The sequence below is a fragment of the Paenibacillus sp. NPDC056722 genome, from assembly GCF_042790635.1.
Lineage (GTDB): Bacteria > Bacillota > Bacilli > Paenibacillales > Paenibacillaceae > Paenibacillus_AQ > Paenibacillus_AQ agri.
The window spans coordinates 647,934-665,477 of record NZ_JBHTYV010000001.1; the positions used below are offsets into that span (position 1 = coordinate 647,934).

At 46.5% G+C, this 17,544-nt stretch carries 17 protein-coding genes; 6 read left to right on the forward strand and 11 right to left on the reverse strand.

Annotated elements, in window-relative coordinates:
- Nucleotides 1-171: 171 nt before the first annotated feature.
- Nucleotides 172-738: a flavin reductase family protein gene (locus tag ACFRAM_RS03140; protein WP_379464482.1), complete on the reverse strand. Its 567-nt coding sequence runs from the start codon at nucleotides 736-738 to the stop codon at nucleotides 172-174.
- A complete protein-coding gene (locus ACFRAM_RS03145; protein WP_379464747.1) occupies nucleotides 739-1,353 on the reverse strand; it encodes a DUF1349 domain-containing protein in 615 nt (204 codons plus the stop codon).
- 194 nt (nucleotides 1,354-1,547) lie between these two features.
- Between ACFRAM_RS03145 and ACFRAM_RS03150 the strand changes: the two genes are divergently transcribed.
- Nucleotides 1,548-2,135 (forward strand): sugar O-acetyltransferase, encoded by a 588-nt coding sequence (locus ACFRAM_RS03150; RefSeq protein WP_175372543.1) that lies wholly within the window; start codon nucleotides 1,548-1,550, stop codon nucleotides 2,133-2,135.
- Nucleotides 2,136-2,229: 94 nt separating this feature from the next.
- On the opposite strand, the gene ACFRAM_RS03155 is transcribed toward ACFRAM_RS03150, so the two are convergent.
- Complete coding sequence (locus ACFRAM_RS03155; RefSeq protein ID WP_379464483.1) at nucleotides 2,230-2,970, reverse strand: SDR family oxidoreductase; 741 nt, start codon at nucleotides 2,968-2,970, stop codon at nucleotides 2,230-2,232.
- A 180-nt stretch (nucleotides 2,971-3,150) separates the two neighbouring features.
- Between ACFRAM_RS03155 and ACFRAM_RS03160 the strand changes: the two genes are divergently transcribed.
- The 4 genes from ACFRAM_RS03160 (at nucleotide 3,151) to ACFRAM_RS03175 (ending at nucleotide 7,952) form a co-directional block, all read left to right on the forward strand.
- Complete coding sequence (locus ACFRAM_RS03160) at nucleotides 3,151-3,726, forward strand: TetR/AcrR family transcriptional regulator (RefSeq protein WP_379464484.1); 576 nt, start codon at nucleotides 3,151-3,153, stop codon at nucleotides 3,724-3,726.
- Between the two features lie 92 nt (nucleotides 3,727-3,818).
- Nucleotides 3,819-5,402 (forward strand): spore germination protein, encoded by a 1,584-nt coding sequence (locus ACFRAM_RS03165; protein ID WP_379464485.1) that lies wholly within the window; start codon nucleotides 3,819-3,821, stop codon nucleotides 5,400-5,402.
- A complete protein-coding gene (locus ACFRAM_RS03170; RefSeq protein WP_379464486.1) occupies nucleotides 5,399-6,568 on the forward strand; it encodes a Ger(x)C family spore germination protein in 1,170 nt (389 codons plus the stop codon). Before ACFRAM_RS03165 ends, ACFRAM_RS03170 begins: the two co-directional genes overlap by 4 nt.
- A gap of 268 nt (nucleotides 6,569-6,836) precedes the next feature.
- Nucleotides 6,837-7,952 (forward strand): GerAB/ArcD/ProY family transporter, encoded by a 1,116-nt coding sequence (locus ACFRAM_RS03175; RefSeq protein ID WP_379464487.1) that lies wholly within the window; start codon nucleotides 6,837-6,839, stop codon nucleotides 7,950-7,952.
- A 72-nt stretch (nucleotides 7,953-8,024) separates the two neighbouring features.
- Here ACFRAM_RS03175 and ACFRAM_RS03180 read toward each other — a convergent pair whose 3' ends face one another.
- Complete coding sequence (locus ACFRAM_RS03180; RefSeq protein WP_379464488.1) at nucleotides 8,025-9,038, reverse strand: alpha/beta fold hydrolase; 1,014 nt, start codon at nucleotides 9,036-9,038, stop codon at nucleotides 8,025-8,027.
- A 334-nt stretch (nucleotides 9,039-9,372) separates the two neighbouring features.
- Between ACFRAM_RS03180 and ACFRAM_RS03185 the strand changes: the two genes are divergently transcribed.
- Nucleotides 9,373-10,185, forward strand: a complete 813-nt coding sequence (locus tag ACFRAM_RS03185) for a lipase family protein (RefSeq protein ID WP_379464489.1) — start codon at nucleotides 9,373-9,375, stop codon at nucleotides 10,183-10,185.
- Between the two features lie 71 nt (nucleotides 10,186-10,256).
- Here ACFRAM_RS03185 and ACFRAM_RS03190 read toward each other — a convergent pair whose 3' ends face one another.
- The 7 genes from ACFRAM_RS03190 to ACFRAM_RS03220 all read right to left on the reverse strand — a co-directional run bounded on the left by ACFRAM_RS03190 (nucleotide 10,257) and on the right by ACFRAM_RS03220 (nucleotide 17,153).
- A complete protein-coding gene (locus ACFRAM_RS03190) occupies nucleotides 10,257-10,715 on the reverse strand; it encodes a hypothetical protein (protein ID WP_379464490.1) in 459 nt (152 codons plus the stop codon).
- Between the two features lie 272 nt (nucleotides 10,716-10,987).
- Nucleotides 10,988-11,728, reverse strand: a complete 741-nt coding sequence (locus ACFRAM_RS03195; protein WP_379464491.1) for an N-acetylmuramoyl-L-alanine amidase family protein — start codon at nucleotides 11,726-11,728, stop codon at nucleotides 10,988-10,990.
- Nucleotides 11,725-12,675, reverse strand: coding sequence for a polysaccharide deacetylase family protein (locus ACFRAM_RS03200; protein WP_379464492.1), 951 nt, complete (start codon nucleotides 12,673-12,675; stop codon nucleotides 11,725-11,727). Before ACFRAM_RS03200 ends, ACFRAM_RS03195 begins: the two co-directional genes overlap by 4 nt.
- Before the next feature lie 43 nt (nucleotides 12,676-12,718).
- Nucleotides 12,719-13,831: an efflux RND transporter periplasmic adaptor subunit gene (locus ACFRAM_RS03205; protein ID WP_379464748.1), complete on the reverse strand. Its 1,113-nt coding sequence runs from the start codon at nucleotides 13,829-13,831 to the stop codon at nucleotides 12,719-12,721.
- A gap of 28 nt (nucleotides 13,832-13,859) precedes the next feature.
- Nucleotides 13,860-14,729: a carbohydrate ABC transporter permease gene (locus tag ACFRAM_RS03210; protein ID WP_379464749.1), complete on the reverse strand. Its 870-nt coding sequence runs from the start codon at nucleotides 14,727-14,729 to the stop codon at nucleotides 13,860-13,862.
- An 18-nt stretch (nucleotides 14,730-14,747) separates the two neighbouring features.
- Nucleotides 14,748-15,641: a carbohydrate ABC transporter permease gene (locus tag ACFRAM_RS03215; protein WP_379464493.1), complete on the reverse strand. Its 894-nt coding sequence runs from the start codon at nucleotides 15,639-15,641 to the stop codon at nucleotides 14,748-14,750.
- A gap of 39 nt (nucleotides 15,642-15,680) precedes the next feature.
- The gene (locus ACFRAM_RS03220) at nucleotides 15,681-17,153 is read right to left on the reverse strand and encodes an ABC transporter substrate-binding protein (RefSeq protein WP_379464494.1); all 1,473 of its coding nucleotides are present in this window, start codon (nucleotides 17,151-17,153) and stop codon (nucleotides 15,681-15,683) included.
- Between the last annotated feature and the right edge of the window lie 391 nt (nucleotides 17,154-17,544).

The following is a 17,544-nucleotide window of genomic DNA, read 5'->3' on the forward strand; positions in this document are numbered from 1 at the left end:
CTTAATGAAACTGCCGTCTTGTCATCCGATACTTTATGACGGGGATATTGTAGACAGGCGGAATCTTGAACCTCTTGCTGGATCAACTGAGTCATGCTCATTATAGAGCGAGTTAATCCTCGGAATGTTAAAAAAGAATGGAGCGGGATGACTTCCGGTCCATTCTTTTGTTTAGTTTTGTAAATAGAACGGATGGTTTTTCTCATCCACTGTTTGGTTTAAAGTTCGATAGCTAGAGCGTCCTACATAGAGTGGGATTTCCAGCTTCGTAAGGTCAGGCAGCCCATTTTCCAAGAAACAATCCTTGTCCTGATAGGTCTGCATGATTTCCCCTGCGATCCATTCATGATCTCCGTAGGTTGTAATATTCATAGTTTTGCATTCATAGGCAAAGTATGCCTCAGTCAGCACTGGTATATCTGCTTTGAGACCTTCCTCATAAGCAATGTTGAACTTATCGAACTTGTCCATATCCCGTCCACTGAATGTGCCAACAGCCTGGATCATCTCTGAACATCTCGCCGGCATAAAATGTACACCAAAGACGCCACTCTGTTCGATCAGCTGATACGTATAGGTCTCCTTGCGAATGGAGATTCCGTAGATTCCTGGTGATGATCCTATGTACGTATGCCAGCCGGAGGCCATAATATTCTGCTGCCCGTTGTAACGTGAGGTGACGATCGCCACCATCCCAGGATAAGAATACCAACGTGCTTCACTTATCGGTAATCTCATTTAGTGTCCACTCTCCAGGGGAGGATCGACATGAAGGTCTTGATCCGGTGTTGTGAAGTCCCAACGAGTGAACGTGACCTCAAAGCCCGCACGGGTTGGCGAACAGGTGTAAGGACCGGCCTGATTCCCGGATTCGTATGGAAAACGGGCTACACGAATCGTACGCCATCCGTGGTTCTCCGTCCGTGCCCGGATAATTACAGCATCCTTCATAATCGAAGCGCGCAATGTGACCTCTTCCCCAGCCCACTCCGGTACAGCAGCGAGCGACCAGTCGGAATAGCCATCGGTTACCACTGCGGATAGCTGAGGAATGCCATCATTGAATTCGATTCCCGCTTTTATCCATTGCTCCGGGCCATGGTACAACAGGATGCCTGCCTGATCGTATAGTTCCGTAAAGGAGCCGAGTTGAAACGACACTTCTACCGCGGTGTTGTTATCCCACTCCTCCAACAAAGCAGCCCCATCTTCAAATTCAAAGCCATATAAAGTCTTCTTCCAGAAGTCCTTTCCCTTCTCAGGTACAACCTTCAGGAATTCTCCTTCTCTCCGGGCAGACTGTGGTGCATTGAGCCACGTCCCTGCATCCCAATCCATTCTTTTCGTTGTCATCATTGAGATCTCCTTGTCTCTTATTATTTTACTTGCGAGTATTATCAAATGCAGTTATCATAGTAACGAACCTTTTTAAACTATTTTTAAAAAGTGTTGTAATAATAGAAATATAATAAGAGTGCCCTTTAAAGTCAAGATTAAATTGGGGCATTATCTAAAAATCAGAGCATTCTTTGAATCAGGAGGACCTTATGAACGAAAAGGAAAAAGCAAAAAACGGGTTATTGTACGATGCGAACTATGATGCTGCATTGATGGAGGAACGCACATGGGCTAAGGATCTCTGTCATGATTACAATCATTTACGTCCCTCGAACATGACTGAACGTAAAGCGCTCATTGAGAAGCTGATGGGTAAAACCAGCAAGAGCTTTCATATTGAACAGCCATTTGTGTGTGATTACGGGTACAACATTGAGATTGGTGAGAATTTCTATGTTAACCATAACTGCGTTATTTTGGATGCAGCCAAAGTAACGTTTGGAGATAACGTGTTTATTGCTCCGAACTGCGGCTTCTATACCGCCGGGCATCCACTGGATGTTGAGCAGCGTAACCAAGGATTAGAGTATGCCTACCCGATTACCGTGGGTAACAACGTGTGGTTTGGTGGCAATGTCGTGGTCTTGCCGGGTGTAACCATCGGTGATAACACTGTCATTGGAGCTGGCAGTGTAGTCAACCGGGATATCCCATCAGGGGTGATTGCTGCAGGAAATCCTTGTCGGGTCATCCGGTCCATCACTGAAGAAGACAAGAAGAAGTATTGGAAAGAGTAATTAAGGCGAATAGTTTTATAAGAACAAAAAACGATCACCCTCTCATGCCGAACATGAAGAGGGTGATCGTTTTGTATGCACAGATACAAATAAATTATGGCTGTGCAGTGGGTCTGATTACGATCTCGTTGACTCCAGTATCCTCGGGTTCATCGATGGCATAAGCAATCGCTCTGGCGATACTGTAGGGCGAAATAGCCAAATTCGAGATATGCGATGCCATGGCTTGAACCTCTGGACTATTCACTGTATGGAGCAGTTCCGTTTCCGTCATTCCCGGAGCAATGATTGTGGTACGGATATGGGAAGATGGAGATTCCTCTTGACGCAATCCCTCTGTAATGGCTCGGACCGCAAACTTGGTGGCACTATAAACTGATGAAGTGGGACTGATCTCATAGCCCGCAACGGATGAAATGTTGATAATATGCCCGGCTTGCTGCTCTCTCATGACCGGCAGGACTGCTGCGATGCCGTACAGCACACCTTTAATATTCACATCGATCATCTGATCCCATTCAGAGGTTCTCAGTTCATTAAGCCGGGAAACCGGCATCACCCCGGCATTATTCACCAGTACATCAATCCGGCCATATTGTTCCAAGGCAAACTGTGCCAGCTTCTGCATATCCTCAGTGGAGACAACATCTGCTTTGAGATAAACAGCTTCCCCACCTGCACCTTTAATTTCTTGCACAATGTCCTGCAGACGCTCTTCTCTTCTGGCAGCCAGAACCAGCTTTGCTCCTTTTTCAGCCAACAACCGGGCAGTGGCTTCTCCGATACCGCTAGAAGCTCCTGTAATGATAACTACTTTGCCTTTTGTATTTTCCATTGGTGATCTCTCCTCATATTGAACGAATGTATTTTATTGAATACTTGTTGATTAATTAACGGCCGTTGAATAATATTATATAGAGAAGAATCATTCATTCAATCGCTAATACATGCGTTTTTGTACGATATACAACAGGTACCTTGAAATTGTTGATTAACTGGAGGAGATACAAGAAGAATGGAGACAACAACCAAAACAGACCGCCGGATTGTTAGGACAAAAGAAGCCATTAACAAGGCATTTCTGGAGCTTTTTTCCGAGAAAGAGCTGGAGCAAATCACCATAAACGATATCGCAGAGCGAGCCAACGTCAACCGTGGAACGATCTATCTGCACTATAGTGACAAATATGATCTGCTGGATAAATGCATTGAGGAGCATTTGCTCCGACTGATCAACTTTTGCAGTACGAATGAATCGGGTCAAGGCATAACATTCCTGGTGACCGACCTGACACCTGTATTTCATTATTTTGCAGAAAACTATCTGTTCTTCTCTGCTATGCTAACCAATCATCGAACTTCCGTATTTCCGGGGCGCCTGCAGCACTTTATGTCTGCCAACCTTAAGGAGAAGCTCGCCAAGCAGAATCTGCAATCGGGGATCGACACGGAGCTGAACGCGGAATTTATGGCTTCTGCGTTCATTGGCATACTGGAATGGTGGATTACCAACGACATGCCTCATTCCCCACAGTTTATGGCTGAGCAAGTCCGCAAACTATATGAGAAAAACGAAGTATTTCCTGTATAAGCCGTCTCCTGTCAGAGCCTTTCCGCATAGTTTCCTCCCCTTAGGGAAAAGATGTAAATGCTTCAACATCTTATTTCTGATAGGAGAACAGCATGCGGAAACTGACTACCCAGACAATCCCTTCAACCAATCGTTCATCACCCACTTCTGCTGAAGGTGTGCATTCATCCAGTGATTCATCGTCCCCTGCCATTTCTTCAATCTTGGAAGAGAATTTGAAGACAATAGAAGACTCTTTTACAAACTGCACTGATTTAAAAATCCTCACTTGGAACTATGGACCGGGGCTGGAGCAAGCGGCCATCTCCGTATATTTCGACACGTTAACCAAGTCTACACTGAACCATTTTGTGAAGGACACTCTGCAAAATCTCGTTCCTCACGAGCTCGGGCCTGCCAGGGCGGTGACCATTGACGATGTCATCGATTTTTTCGAGAACAAGGGTGTAGCTTCGCCATACGTTGAACTTATGGATGATTTCCAGCAAGTCGTTAGCGGCATACTGGATGGAAAAGTCGTCATTTTTTTCAACGGCTGGCCCAGAGCAATCGCGTACTATGCTCTTGATGTAGAACAGCGTCAGGCCTCTGAGCCCATCACAGAATCAACTGTACAAGGTCCTCATGTGAGTTTTATAGAAAGTCTGGAACGCAATATCGGTGTCATCCGAAGTCTGATTAAATCCCCAAATCTCAAATTCGAGATGTTCACATCTGGCGAGCAGGTTCAAAGAACGGTGTCCTACGGCTATTTGGAGGGCGTGGTTAAACCTGAAACGTTAACTGAATTCAAACAACGCATTGACGGCATCGTCAAGGAAGAAATTATCGAGGTCTCTTATCTTGAGGAGTGGATCAACGATTCCCTCTACTCCCCTTTTCCGCAGGTTCGATATACGGAACGTCCAGATACTGCTGTTAACGCACTGCTTGATGGTAAGATCATCGCAATGGTGAACGGTAGCCCCTCTATTCTGATCTGCCCGGGAAATTTTATTGAATTCTTTACCGTCAGCGAGGATTACTACTATCGAACGATTTTTTCGTCGTTAATCCGGTTGATCAGGGTCGCTGCCTTCATCATAGCGCTCATGTTGCCCAGCACCTATATCGCACTGTCAACCTTCCACTCCGAACTTATCCCTACTGTTCTTCTATTGGCCATTCTTAACACGCGTGAAGGTATTCCTTTTCCTGCGCTGATTGAAGCACTCATCATGGAGTTCTTCTTCGAGCTTCTGAGGGAGGCGGGGATTCGCTTGCCAAGGCCGATCGGCTCGGCCGTCAGCATCGTCGGCGCACTGGTTATCGGACAAGCAGCCATTCAATCGCAGATCGCTTCACCGGTTATGGTCATTGTGGTTGCCTTGACAGGCATTGCTTCTTTCGCGCTTCCTCAATACAATATGGCAATCGCCCTGCGGATTCTGCGCTTTCCGTTGATGTTTCTCGCCGCAACGTTCGGTGGACTTGGCATCATGGTCGGATTTATCCTGATCTATCTCCACCTGACGACACTACGCTCTTTGGGGGAGCCGTACCTGGACACAGTGGCTCCGCTAGACCTCAAGAGACTGCGCGATGCCATTTTCGTGGTGCCTAGACGCCTGTTGGTGCATTCGCCACGAAGTCGGCACTTCTATAAAAAGACTTCGGGAAAGAACAAGATCACGTGAGACGGCTCTCTTCCATACTACTGTCCCTTATTGTACTCAGCCTGACTAGCGGATGCTGGGATAATAACGAGTTGGATGAGTATGGATACGTCCAAGCGATAGCTATTGACCAGAGCGAAGACAATCGCATTGAGATAACGACCCATTTCTATAATCCTTCCAGCAAAATGGCGGCTGGCGATACGGCTAGTGCTGCATCCAAGGGAACTAATATTCGTACCAGCGGAGAGACTTTTTTTGAGGCCATACGGGAGATTCCTGCGAAGTTCGGGAGAAAGGCCAAATGGGATCATATGCGCGTGATTCTTATCGGAGAGCAATTGGCCAAAAGCTTAAGTATCCGGGAAGTCCTTGATTTTTTCTCCAGGGACCATGAACCGCGTGGTACGATCCTTCCCCTTATTGCCGAGCAGTCAGCCGCCCCATTTTTAAACATTAAGCCGTTTATTGAAAACACCATTGGTCAACAGTATAAAAAGATGGAGACGACCAGCGCCCATTATTCCGCCAAAACCTCCGATATTCCACTGTATGATCTGGCTATGCAATTGAGCAGCCCCTCCAAAACTTCGGCCATTCCCTACCTGCATAAGAGCAGTTTAGATGATGAAGCCAAAATCTCCGGGGTCGCTTTAATTCAGGACGGTAAAATGGTGGGCCTTCTGAGGGAGCAGGAAACAGAAACGTTCATGATGCTGACGGGCAAATACAGGTATGGGGTACTGGAATTCCCTTGTATGGATCATGCGAGCAAAAAGCTAAGCAAAAAAGAAACCCTTGAAGTTCTTACTTTCAGCAGCAAGCTTACCCCAACAGTGAAGGACGATCACGTCTTTGTCGACGTAGATGTTGCATTCGAAGGGACGATCGGGGAGCTGCGCTGCTCACACTTGAAGACGATTAAAGATATGAGCCGCTTCGAGCAGGCCATTAAAGAGCAGGTTGAGAAGCAACTGGAACATACCCTCACTTCCTTCAAGACGAACAAAGTGGATGCACTCGGGATTGGCAATCAGATTTACAGGAGGAATCCTAAGCTCTGGAACCGGCTAGAACCAACCTGGGACCAAAAGCTCGCGCAAATGCAATTTAAGACCAAAGTCAATGTCAAAGTATTAAGTACCGGTATGAATACAGGTACCATCTTCGGGACAAAGGAGAAATAGAGGTGACAGGGAAATTCATCACTGTCTTGTTATTAGCTTCCGCTATGATTGCGCATGACCTTCCAAAATTCAGAAAGGCCCGCTCTCGCGATCGGCTTGTCTATGGAGCCTTTCTTGTGCCTTTGCTGTATCTGGCATTTATATTTGTAACGGCGAGATCATGGCCCAATTTGGACTCGATCTTCAATGTACTTAGGGGACCGGCCCAGCAGTTCATACACTGGCTAAACCCTGTTAATTCATGAGCTTATAGGATCAGGAGGAACGTATGAGAAAACAAGAACGTGTCAGCTCTTTGCAAATGTCCATGCTGTTCCTCTTCTTCATGACAGGCTCCTCCATCGTTATCGTCCCTGCACCACTCACTAACATTGCCGGCAATGGAGCATGGATCTCTCTTCTGATTGCTTCCACTATGGGGATGATTCTGCTCTCCGGTATTCTTTACTTAAATCGACGGGCGCCAGATCTGTCACTTGTGGAACAAAGCCGTTCCGTACTCGGGAACATTCCGACCCTCCTGTTATTGATTCCGTTCACGTGTGTATTATTCTGGAATATAGCGGGGATTGTGCTGGAGATCGGAACCTTCTTTAAGAGTACGATGCTGAAGGAAACCCCTACGTATGCCGTCAATTCGATGTTCTTTGTGACGATTGCTTTAACGGCTTTGGCCGGAATCGAAGTGATCGCACGCATGGCTACCCTTTTCTTCACACTGATGTTTGGCTGCATCGTCCTGGTCTGGGTTCTGGTTGCTGGCTTGTATCATCCGGAATACCTGCTCCCTGTGATGCCCGATGGAATCAGACCGATCCTCAACGCTGCCTATGTCGTCTATGGATTTCCCTATTCCGAGCTTGTTGTCTTCTCCATCATCTTACCGTTTGTGAAAAGTGAAGACAAACCCAAGCTGAGCAAGCATATGTACCTTGCGCTCATTGTCAATGCCATAACGTTGATTGTGTCAGTCCTTAGCAGCATTATGGTACTAGGCCCTCTTTCCGGGGATTTGAAATATTCATTATATCAACTGGCCAGACTGATTTATTTTCAGGAGATTATTGAACGGATTGAGTCTGTTATTGGCTTTGCGCTAATCATCGGTTTTTATTTCAAAGCCTCGATTCTCATGCTGATCCTAATAAAAACCCTTAAAGACCTTCTTGGATTGAAAAATGAACGCCTTATCGCTCTCCCTGTTGCTTTCATTTGCCTGCTGCTATCTGTAACAACATACACTAAGGAGTCTGAACTCGAGGAACTCGTTAATCTCACATGGCCACTGCTTAACAACCTGGCTTATGCTCTGCCGTTTCTCCTGATTCTGGGGGTCACGTTCATTCGATTTCATTTGAAAAGAGGGAACAAGCAGCCGCTATAACGGCTACTTGTCTATTTATGCGGGAACTCCAAAATCCGGACAACACGCTTACGGTTCGCTTTTCCATAATCTTTAGTGTTCTTTAAGCACCCAAGGGCCTATCAGATCTGCCGTATCATTCAGGATGGTCAAATGTTTTTCGCCGGGCACAATCTGCGTTGACGACTGGTCCTTCACCTGCTTGGCATTGCCTGCAAAATCAACAATCTTCTGCGGATTCATAATCTCATCGTCTGCCCCAACCCACAAACCGAAAGGCTTGTCAATTGCCGCGACCTCTTCCGAAGGATGGCGAGGATTCAATGCCAGTGACATATTCACGGTGTTATTTTGCACCAGTCCAATGTCTGATTTCAATTGCTCTTCAGAGTAGTTGTAGCGCACCCCTACAGCATGTCCCTTAAACAATCCACCTGTAAGCCCATTAACAATATAAGCTTTAGTACATACCGTTGCGAAGTTACCATTCCCCTCATATGTTGTCTTCGATCGCAGTCCAAAGTCTGGCGCAACAAACACATAGCCGTTCACCGACTGGTGTTCAGGAGAATTAATGTAGTTGATGATTAATCCTGCACCAGCAGAGTGACCACCTAAGTAGACAGGCACTCCGGGAAATTCTTTATGTGCGTTATTAATCAGCAGACTCACATCATCGTATACCTGCTGTAGACTAGGCGTATCCCCTCTTGGCCCCCCGGACAGTCCATGTCCCCGGATATCTGGCAAATAAGCCGCTACTCCATACTTCGTACTAAGTCCTTCTCCGATCGGTTCATAACCTGCCGCACTGTTAGCTCCTGATCCATGGTAAAAAATCACTACCGCCTCCGGTTTAACCGGGGCATATTTGCGATAGGCTAACCGCACATGATCACTGGCCTCTACATACTGGACATGTTCGTTCATTAACCGATTCCCGGTTGTCGATCCGGTTCCCCCCACACCCTCAGAGGATACGTCGGAGACCACATGATCATTAAATTGGCAGGATGAAAGCGGCGTTGCCGCATAAATAACTCCGCCGAGCAGCAGTACACAAACTATGGAAAGTAGAATCAATAGTAGCTTTTTTACTCGTTTCATTCACTTCATCTTCCTTTCTACCCTTCTCTTCATCATTATGTTGAATTTAAGAAATTCTAAACTGAACAACGACAAGCTATGCACTGATTGTAACGGAATGCTACTAGCTTAAAGTCCATCCACAGATTGATTTCACTACTCCATCTGGAGATGGACCAAGGAAGGATCAGACCGACCTCGATGTAGCATTACATCCGCTTAGCCCCCCATTTTTCCATACTAAAAAAGACAGCCTTGAGGCTGCCCTGTGGAAGCAAAAACATTTAATGGAATCAACATAGGCACCTATCTTTCATCCCGCTAATATAGTGTAGGAAAGAAAGGTGGGAAGCTGATGGGTTACATGAATATTCAGGAGCAATGGGCGATCTTTCTGGCTGCAATCTGCGAACAGGCCTATGCCCAGTACACTAATCCGGACGGTTCCTTCGTCGTTCCATTGAATTACACGGTCGTGGATACGATTCAGGCGAAGTCTATCAGCAATGCCTGGGAACGTTTCGGGTTTATTCTGGAGTCGGCGCAAGAGATTATTGTTGCCTTTCGTGGCACCATTTCGACGACCAATTGGATTTCAAATGCCATGGCCATGCAAATAAAGCCCGATTTCATTAAGGAAGACTGTCTGACACATCGCGGCTTCACTAACATCTATTCTTCGGCCCGCGAGGGGATTCTCTCTACCCTGGGTAGGCTGTCACCAGAAAAGATATTATACATTACCGGCCACAGCCTCGGTGGAGCACTAGCGACGTTGTGTGTTATAGATGTTGCAGCTAACACGAATCACACCAGCCCCAACCTGTTTACATACGGGTCTCCCCGTGTAGGTGATCCTGAGTTCGTGAAGGCTTTTACGCAATATGTGCGAAAAAGCTCCCGCTATGCCAATCTCTTCGATGTCGTTACTTACGCCCCACCTACCGTCTTCAAGCTGCCCAAGCAGGAAAGAAAGTATTACTACCAGCATGTTCAGACTCTAGACTCGTTGTCTTTCCAGAACGGTTCCGTGGGGGAAAACCATATTATCAGCAGCTATTTCGCAGAAATCTCCAAGCTCCAACCTCAATTCACTGAAGAGTTATGTGTGACCAACCAAGGCTTCTGTCCAGTTCCTGAGGTGAAAACAGCGCAGCCGGTAAAGTGATGCGTCGTAGAGAACACCGGATTTGAAGCTTGACTATTCCTTGAGCCCTAATAGTCATTCTAAGGGCTCGCTTACATAATTCCACTCCGCTCCCACTCCCGGATACTACTCGGAATATGCCCTACCGCCATAATAACACTGAAGATCAGCATATATACAGAGTGCAGAACCACGGAAGCGCATAGAAAATAAACGATTGGACTAATCGCTAACGGTACAAGAATACCCAGTATTGGCGAATAGAGCAGCTTATACTCTCTGTCATTTCTAAAGTACCTCCCCCACCCAAAATAGTACAGTAAAAGGGACAATATCATCCCCATCAATGCAATGATTTCATAAGTTTCTTGAAGATGTATTGTGAAAAATAGAGGGACTAAGATCACCCCAAACCTACCAATCCCTTCTGCTATCGTAAAAAACAGGTTTGAATTCTTTTCACTGGGCATGTTTCGTGGCTCAAATTTAAAGAACAGAAGATTGGGCAATAATATCAGCAGCGGTATCACAAGACTCCATGGATGAAACACAGCTCTCCCTCCCTTTATTCAATTTATTTCCATTTTAATGCCAGGTAACGTTATTATAATATGAAGAAATACACAAATACTCTTTAGAGGTCTTTCCACTTAAATCAAAAAAAGGCACCTTTGTGATCTACAAAGATACCTTCTCGCTAAAAAGATTTCTATAAACCAAGAATTTGCTTCTTTTTTGCTTCGAATTCTTGTGGGGTGAATATGCAGCAGGTTAATCATGATTTGTACCAACCGCTCTTCATCACCATATTCCTTATCCCGTATCAATCCAGCTGCAAATATTCCCTGATCCCTGCATGAATAGCAGCAGCAACCGATTGCTGGAAGGCAGCGGTCCACATCATTCCCTCATTCTCCGGGTTTGTCAAATATCCCAGCTCTAATAGTGCTGCAGGCATATGCGTTTCTCTTAGCACAAAATAGCTTGCTTTCTTGACCCCGCGATCCTTGAAGCCCGTGGCCTGTGCAACATGCTTGTGAATGACTTCAGCAAATGCTAGAGATTCGTCATGATAATAGAAGGATTCCGTGCCAGACACCGTAGAATCATCGAAGGTATTGCCGTGAATCGAGATGAACAGATCGGCGTTCAGCTCATTAGCCAACTTAGGCCTGTACAGCTCCTGAGTGGATATAAATGTATCATCCGTTCGGGTCAACTCGACCTGTATTTCCGGGTCTTGCTCCAGTACATTAGCAATGGCCTTAGACATGCTTAACGTGAACTCCTTCTCAAAGTGACCATTAACAGCAGTAGCGCCCGGATCTTCGCCGCCATGGCCCGGGTCAATTACCACTTTATATACTTTCCCTGGTTTGTTAACGGTCTGCCCGATGTCGGTGATTCTCTTGGTATCCATCATTTCTGAACTGACCGGTGCCCCGGTGTTACTACCTCTACCTATATTTGTTCCACTGGATTCTGTGTGATTACTGCTACTACAAGCAGACAAAATCACTAGTAATAACATACTGCAAATTATAAGACCCATTTGTTTGCTCATCTTGTCAAACTCTCTTTCCAGATTGGAGTCTGCTCATTCTCGGCCATCTGCGGTTTCTTCACGGGATTGACAGGATGGCAGCGATTATAGCAGTTGAAGCTGTACGGCTGGGTGTCTGATCCAATCGTCTTCGTCATAAATCCGTTCTGAGATAAGAACTTAAGCAGCGCGGGCAAATGCTTGGCTGTCTCCGGCTTGTCATGCATGAGCACAATTGGGATGATTCCGGCCGAGATCTGTTTTTGAATCTGATGAATCGTTGTCGAGAGATATTGACCGTTCGACCAGTCGCTGCTGTCTACGTTCCAATCCCATAATGTGAAGCCCTGCTTGTCCAGCGCTGTCCGGAACGAATCCGTCAGGAAAGGGACACTACCATATGGGGTGCGGATGATCGTGGAGTGGACGCCGGTAAGCTTCTCGAGTGTCTGTTGAGCCTGGGTCATCTCATTTATTGACGTTTGTGGTGACTGGTAGAACTTATATTTATCATGGGTGACACCATGCAACCCTGCGCTATGACCCTCTGTGACGATTCTTTTGACCATACTTGGTGACTCTTTCATTTTAGGCTCCAGCATAAAAAATGTCGCCTGTGCATCATAATTCTGCAACGTATCCAGAATATCCTTTGTTGCCATAGTAGGACCATCATCAAAAGTCAGATAAATGATCTTCTGACCTGGCTTTTGCTTGGGCGGCGCTGGCGCAAGTAGCGGCATGTTCTTCGCGGTGCTGTCTGTCGTCTGTTCCCCCTCATGATTACCATCTTTCACGGAAGCATCAGCTTCAGGATCTGAATGATTCGAACTTGAAGCCTCCATCGAGGGGGCATTGCCTAGCGCAGCCTCTGGTTCAACAGCGGGAGTATTAATAGAAAGACCCCTGCTGCAACCAGATAGAAGAATCAGGCACAATATAACTATACTAAGAGTGTATTTTCTCATTGTTGCGATTCCTCATTTTCATTGTCATGATATTCTAGGATGTCTACATGCGAATCTTGTCGCCCTCCTGCAAGGGTTCACTGCTCTCTATAATGATAGATTCCTGATCAAATAGCCCGCCTGTGACGGCAGATTGCGACCCATTAGCATCCTCAACCGTGATATACACTTTACGAACATAGAAGGCATTGCCAAGCGGCCCATCCTTCTGCTCAATGCCAAATACATATTTCTTGTCACCTTCATCATGAATCGCCGCATTAGGTATGAGCACCACATCCTCTAGCGTTTGGGTCAGATCTACCTGAGCTGCTTCCCCTTCCTTAGCGGCAGGGTCTTGAATAGAGAGCAAAAGCTTCTTCATAGGTACCATGGAATTCCCGGTTGCATTTTCACCAGAATCTGAATTCACAGGATCACTATCCTGAATGATCTCGATCTTCCCCTTCACTTGCCTGGCTTCCTTGTCATTCACCTGCACATCCAGCTCATCCCCGGACTTGAGTTGGGCAACTGCCGGAGCAGGCAGCGATACCTCTAATGAGAGACCCAGACTTTGATTAGATATCGTCACATCCGGTCCGCTGGAAGGGAAACCTTCCAGTGCGTTAACTTTAGTTACTATACCTGCAAAGGGAGCGACCAGCATCGAATTATCCTTTAGGCTATCCTGTAGTTTCTGAATACGCCGCTGCTGGGTTTCGGTATCGATCTCATGACTTTTGTAAGCGTTCGTTGCGTCATTGATTGTTTTTTCATCCCCGCCTTGCATAGCCTCCATTAAGGCATATTGCAAACTGGCCGTGGACAGCTTTATTTTGGCAAGACTGCCTTGCTCGTCCTGAATCTGCTGCTTGATGTCCTTGCTGTCATATGTGATAAGCGTTTGCCCTTTTTGCACCACATCGCCTTTCTTGACCGCTACCTTCTTCACTTTCCAGCCCGAGGTACTGCTTATTTCAGTCTCCGCCTTCCATTTCAATACGCCGGTGCTCTGAAATTCATGGCTCAGATCACCACGGCTCAACGTGACCAGCGCTACCTTTGGCAAGGTCAAAGACATTAACGTATTGCTGAACAAGGTGAGTAAGATCAACAGCCCAAGGAACACACCAGAGATCACAGCAATTGTTTTCTTGCGCCTTGCATATTGCACTTCCAAATGTGATCACCCCATAAATGAACTACCCTTTAATGCCCGATAATTGAATACCTTCAATAAAATACGACTCCGCATATAAAAACAACAGCACCATAGGAGTCATATACAATACCGATGCAGCAAATGCCACGCCGCGGGCGCCCTCATTAATGCGTGACAAGTATAAGGACAATGGCTGCTTGAAGACATCCTCTAAAAAGATCAACGGCTGCTCCACCATGTTCCAGTTGTCCACGAACAGTAGTACCGTCAAGGCCGCCATACCCGGCTTGATAAGCGGAAGCATGATGGAATAGAAAATCCTCAGCTGCCCGGCCCCGTCCATCTTAGCTGCCTCAAGGTACGAATACGGAATATGCAGCATGAACTGCCTCAGCATGAATACACCGAACGCACTGAATATTCCCGGTAAAATAATCGCAGCCGTGCTATTCATCAGCCCCAGCTTGTCCGCAATAATGTAATTGGGAACCAGTGTCACCTGAAATGGCATCAGCATCGTCATTAAGTACACGACGAACAGTTTCTCCCTTCCCCAGAAGCGGAGCTTGGCAAAGGCATAGGCTGCCAATGATGCTACAACTACCTGCCCGATGATAATCGGCAGCACTATGAAGACAGAATTCCAGAACATATGCAGGAATAACGGTTTATGCACCAGCACTTCCCCATATTGGCTCAAAGAAACCCAGTCGGGAATTAGCTTTAAGTTAATGAAACCATTCTTCTCGCCTGCTGCAACGTTGACCATTTTCCCAATAAGATGATAGTTATAGTCAATTTCGCTCTCTGTCATTAAAGAGTTCGAAAACGTGATTAAGATTGGAAACAGCATAGCCAGTGCGAAGATGCTCATCATCAACGTCAACACCACTTTGCGAAACAAAATCATTATGCCCACGGTCCTTCCTTATTCCATAAAGCTCCGAAAGCGGCGCTCCATCATCAGCATGATACTCACGAAGAGGAGGATACCGCCGACCATAAGCGTCGCTGCCGCTGTCAGCTTTTGCACATCCAGTGACATGAACATGTTATTCATATAATGCTGAAGCATATAAATACGGTCATGCGGATAATCGCCAGCAATCAGGTACGTCTCCCGGAACACTTTGAAGGAGTTAATGATCGACATCAGGGCCACAAAGAACATCGTTGGCGTCAGATATACCCATGTAATATGCAGCCACTTGTGCAGACTACCCGCGCCTTCTATATCCGCAGTCTCATAATAATCCTTGGGAATACTTTGCAGGCCTGCGAGAAACAAAATAATGTTGTAACCGATGTTCTTCCATATATACACCGCCACCAGTACCACCATCGACCACTCCGACTTCATCCAATCGATCCGCCCCATATGCAGATGCTGCAGCCACACATTCAAGGTTCCGTTCCAATCGAACAGGATCTGCCACATCATCACGATCGAGGCTACCGGAACCACCAGCGGCAGTACAAAAGCAGTCTGGAGCCAGTTCCGGATAAACAAGCGCCGATTGAGCAAATGCGCAAAGCATAGGGACAGCGCAATAATGAGCGGAACACTTACTCCCGTAAAAAGCAGCGTATTGGCGGCCGCCTTGCGGAATGAGCCACTGGATAACACTGCGTGATAGTTGTCGAAGCCTACAAACGTACCGTCGATGGTACTATCCTGGAAGGAGTAAAGCAGCCCCATGGCAAACGGAATGAGATAAAATACGGAAAATCCGATCAAGCTAGGTGCCAGGAAAAGCAGCGCAGCGACCCATTCTTTGCGTAGCAGCATGATGCCACTGTTCCCCTCACGCTTTCCTGTCATCTGTCACTCCCCCTTTCCTCTTGCTACTCATTCAGATAGCTACTCATTCAGATAAGTAGTAACTCTGTTCTGAATGAGCTTGGCTACTTCGTCAGCCGACTTCTGACCGGTGAAAAAAGCCTGCGCCTCTGCGGTGATGATCTCATCAATCTTAGAGGTCTTGAATTGTAGCGGGTACGTCGCCCCGTTCAGGAATTTGTCCAGATCATTAATATCCTGCTGCGTAATTTTAAAGCTTTTGCCTTTCATTGGCCCGATCGGTTGATCAGACAGGATGGACCCTTTTTGAACCAGCGCTTGCGCTTTTTTCGCATACGCAGCTTTATTCAGCGGAAATCCGGTACCGTCGGGTTTACTCTGCATTTCTTCCGAGAGCAGAAACTTTAGGAAATCCCACGCCTCGGCTTTTACAGCTGAGCGTTCATTCAGCCCAATCGTCTGGTAGGTCCGGAAGGAACCACCTGGATGCTGCGGATCCACATTTGGACTCAAATAAAGCTTCGAGGTATAGGCATTGCCACCAGGAATGAATTCACTCATTCGTAACTCTCGAATGTAATCAGTTGGCGAGTTGATTTGAGCTGTGTTGAACAACGGGAAACGTGCATCTGTACCGACTACATTTTCATCGAACAATGTTTTTACCTGTTGAAGCAGGCCCGTAAAGTCGCTGGATACAAAATTGGCGGTTCCCTGCTCCTGATTGATGAAGGCCGCATATCGTTCGTTCACAAATTGTGTCGTCATGTACTCAGGCATGCTTCTGCCCAAAGCATATTGATGGTCCTTGTCGGCTCCTTTAGTCATCGCCTTGGCTGTCGTGATAAATTGCTCCCAGTTCCATTTGCTGTCATCAAAAGTCACGCCACTCTTCTTAATGGCATCTTCATTGCCTACCAGGCCATAGATAAAGAACCCGATCGGCAAGCCATACATCCCACCGTTAACCTTCATCCCGTCCAGGATATTGGTGAAATACTGTTCTTTTTTAAAATCAGGATCGTGGTCCATGATGTCGCCCAGATTGGCCAGCATCTTTCGCTTCACATAGTCCCCTGATGGCAGCTGATCCATCTCGATCAAGTCTGGGCCTTGTCCCGAGAGCATCGCAGTCCCTGTTGTCTTCACAAATTTCTCCAGATTCTCTTCCAAATGCGTATCATCCGTCTCAATCGATTTCAGCTCAATCGTAATGTTGGGATGCTTGGCTTCATATTTCTTCTTCGCTTCTTTAAAGTAATCACTCGGAAAAAAGGTAGAGAACACCACTGTTTTCTTCTCCGTAATGGATGGCGCGCCCAATCCTCCCGTCTGACCTGATGCGGATGTCGATTGATCCGTTGGCTGCTGACCCGACTTCACCTCGCTACCGGGGGCGTTACTGTTTCCTGTGCTACTGGCTCCCCCGTTACTTCCATTAGCACTCCCCTTAGGATTTTCAGTGCCTGTACTGCAAGCAGAGAGGGTTAATACGAACATCGCTGTAAATATCATCAACATGACTTTTTTCATAACGTAGACTTCCTTCCGATTCTTTGATTGTATTCTCACTTCTTGGCTACCCTGTGCCGGGTACTCTAACAGTATAAAGAGACGATATATCATAAGTGAGATAGAGTTATATAGAAGTTGTAAAGTTTGAAATACGGGCGGACGCACGCAAAAAAAGGCTGATTCAAATGAACCAGCCTTCTATGTAGATTAAACTCTGGATTATCAATGAGTACAGCCATAACTACGGAAAATGTTTGAACTTCCGGCCGCTGTTGTCCCCAGATTTCTTTCAATTGTACCGCGATCCGCGTTAGAAATCCGGAAACAGCCTATGCTTCCGATGAGAGCTTTCCTCTGGAAAGCTTTTAGGCGGTCGCCACCGCTCCTACAGTTTCAAACTTTTCCTTCG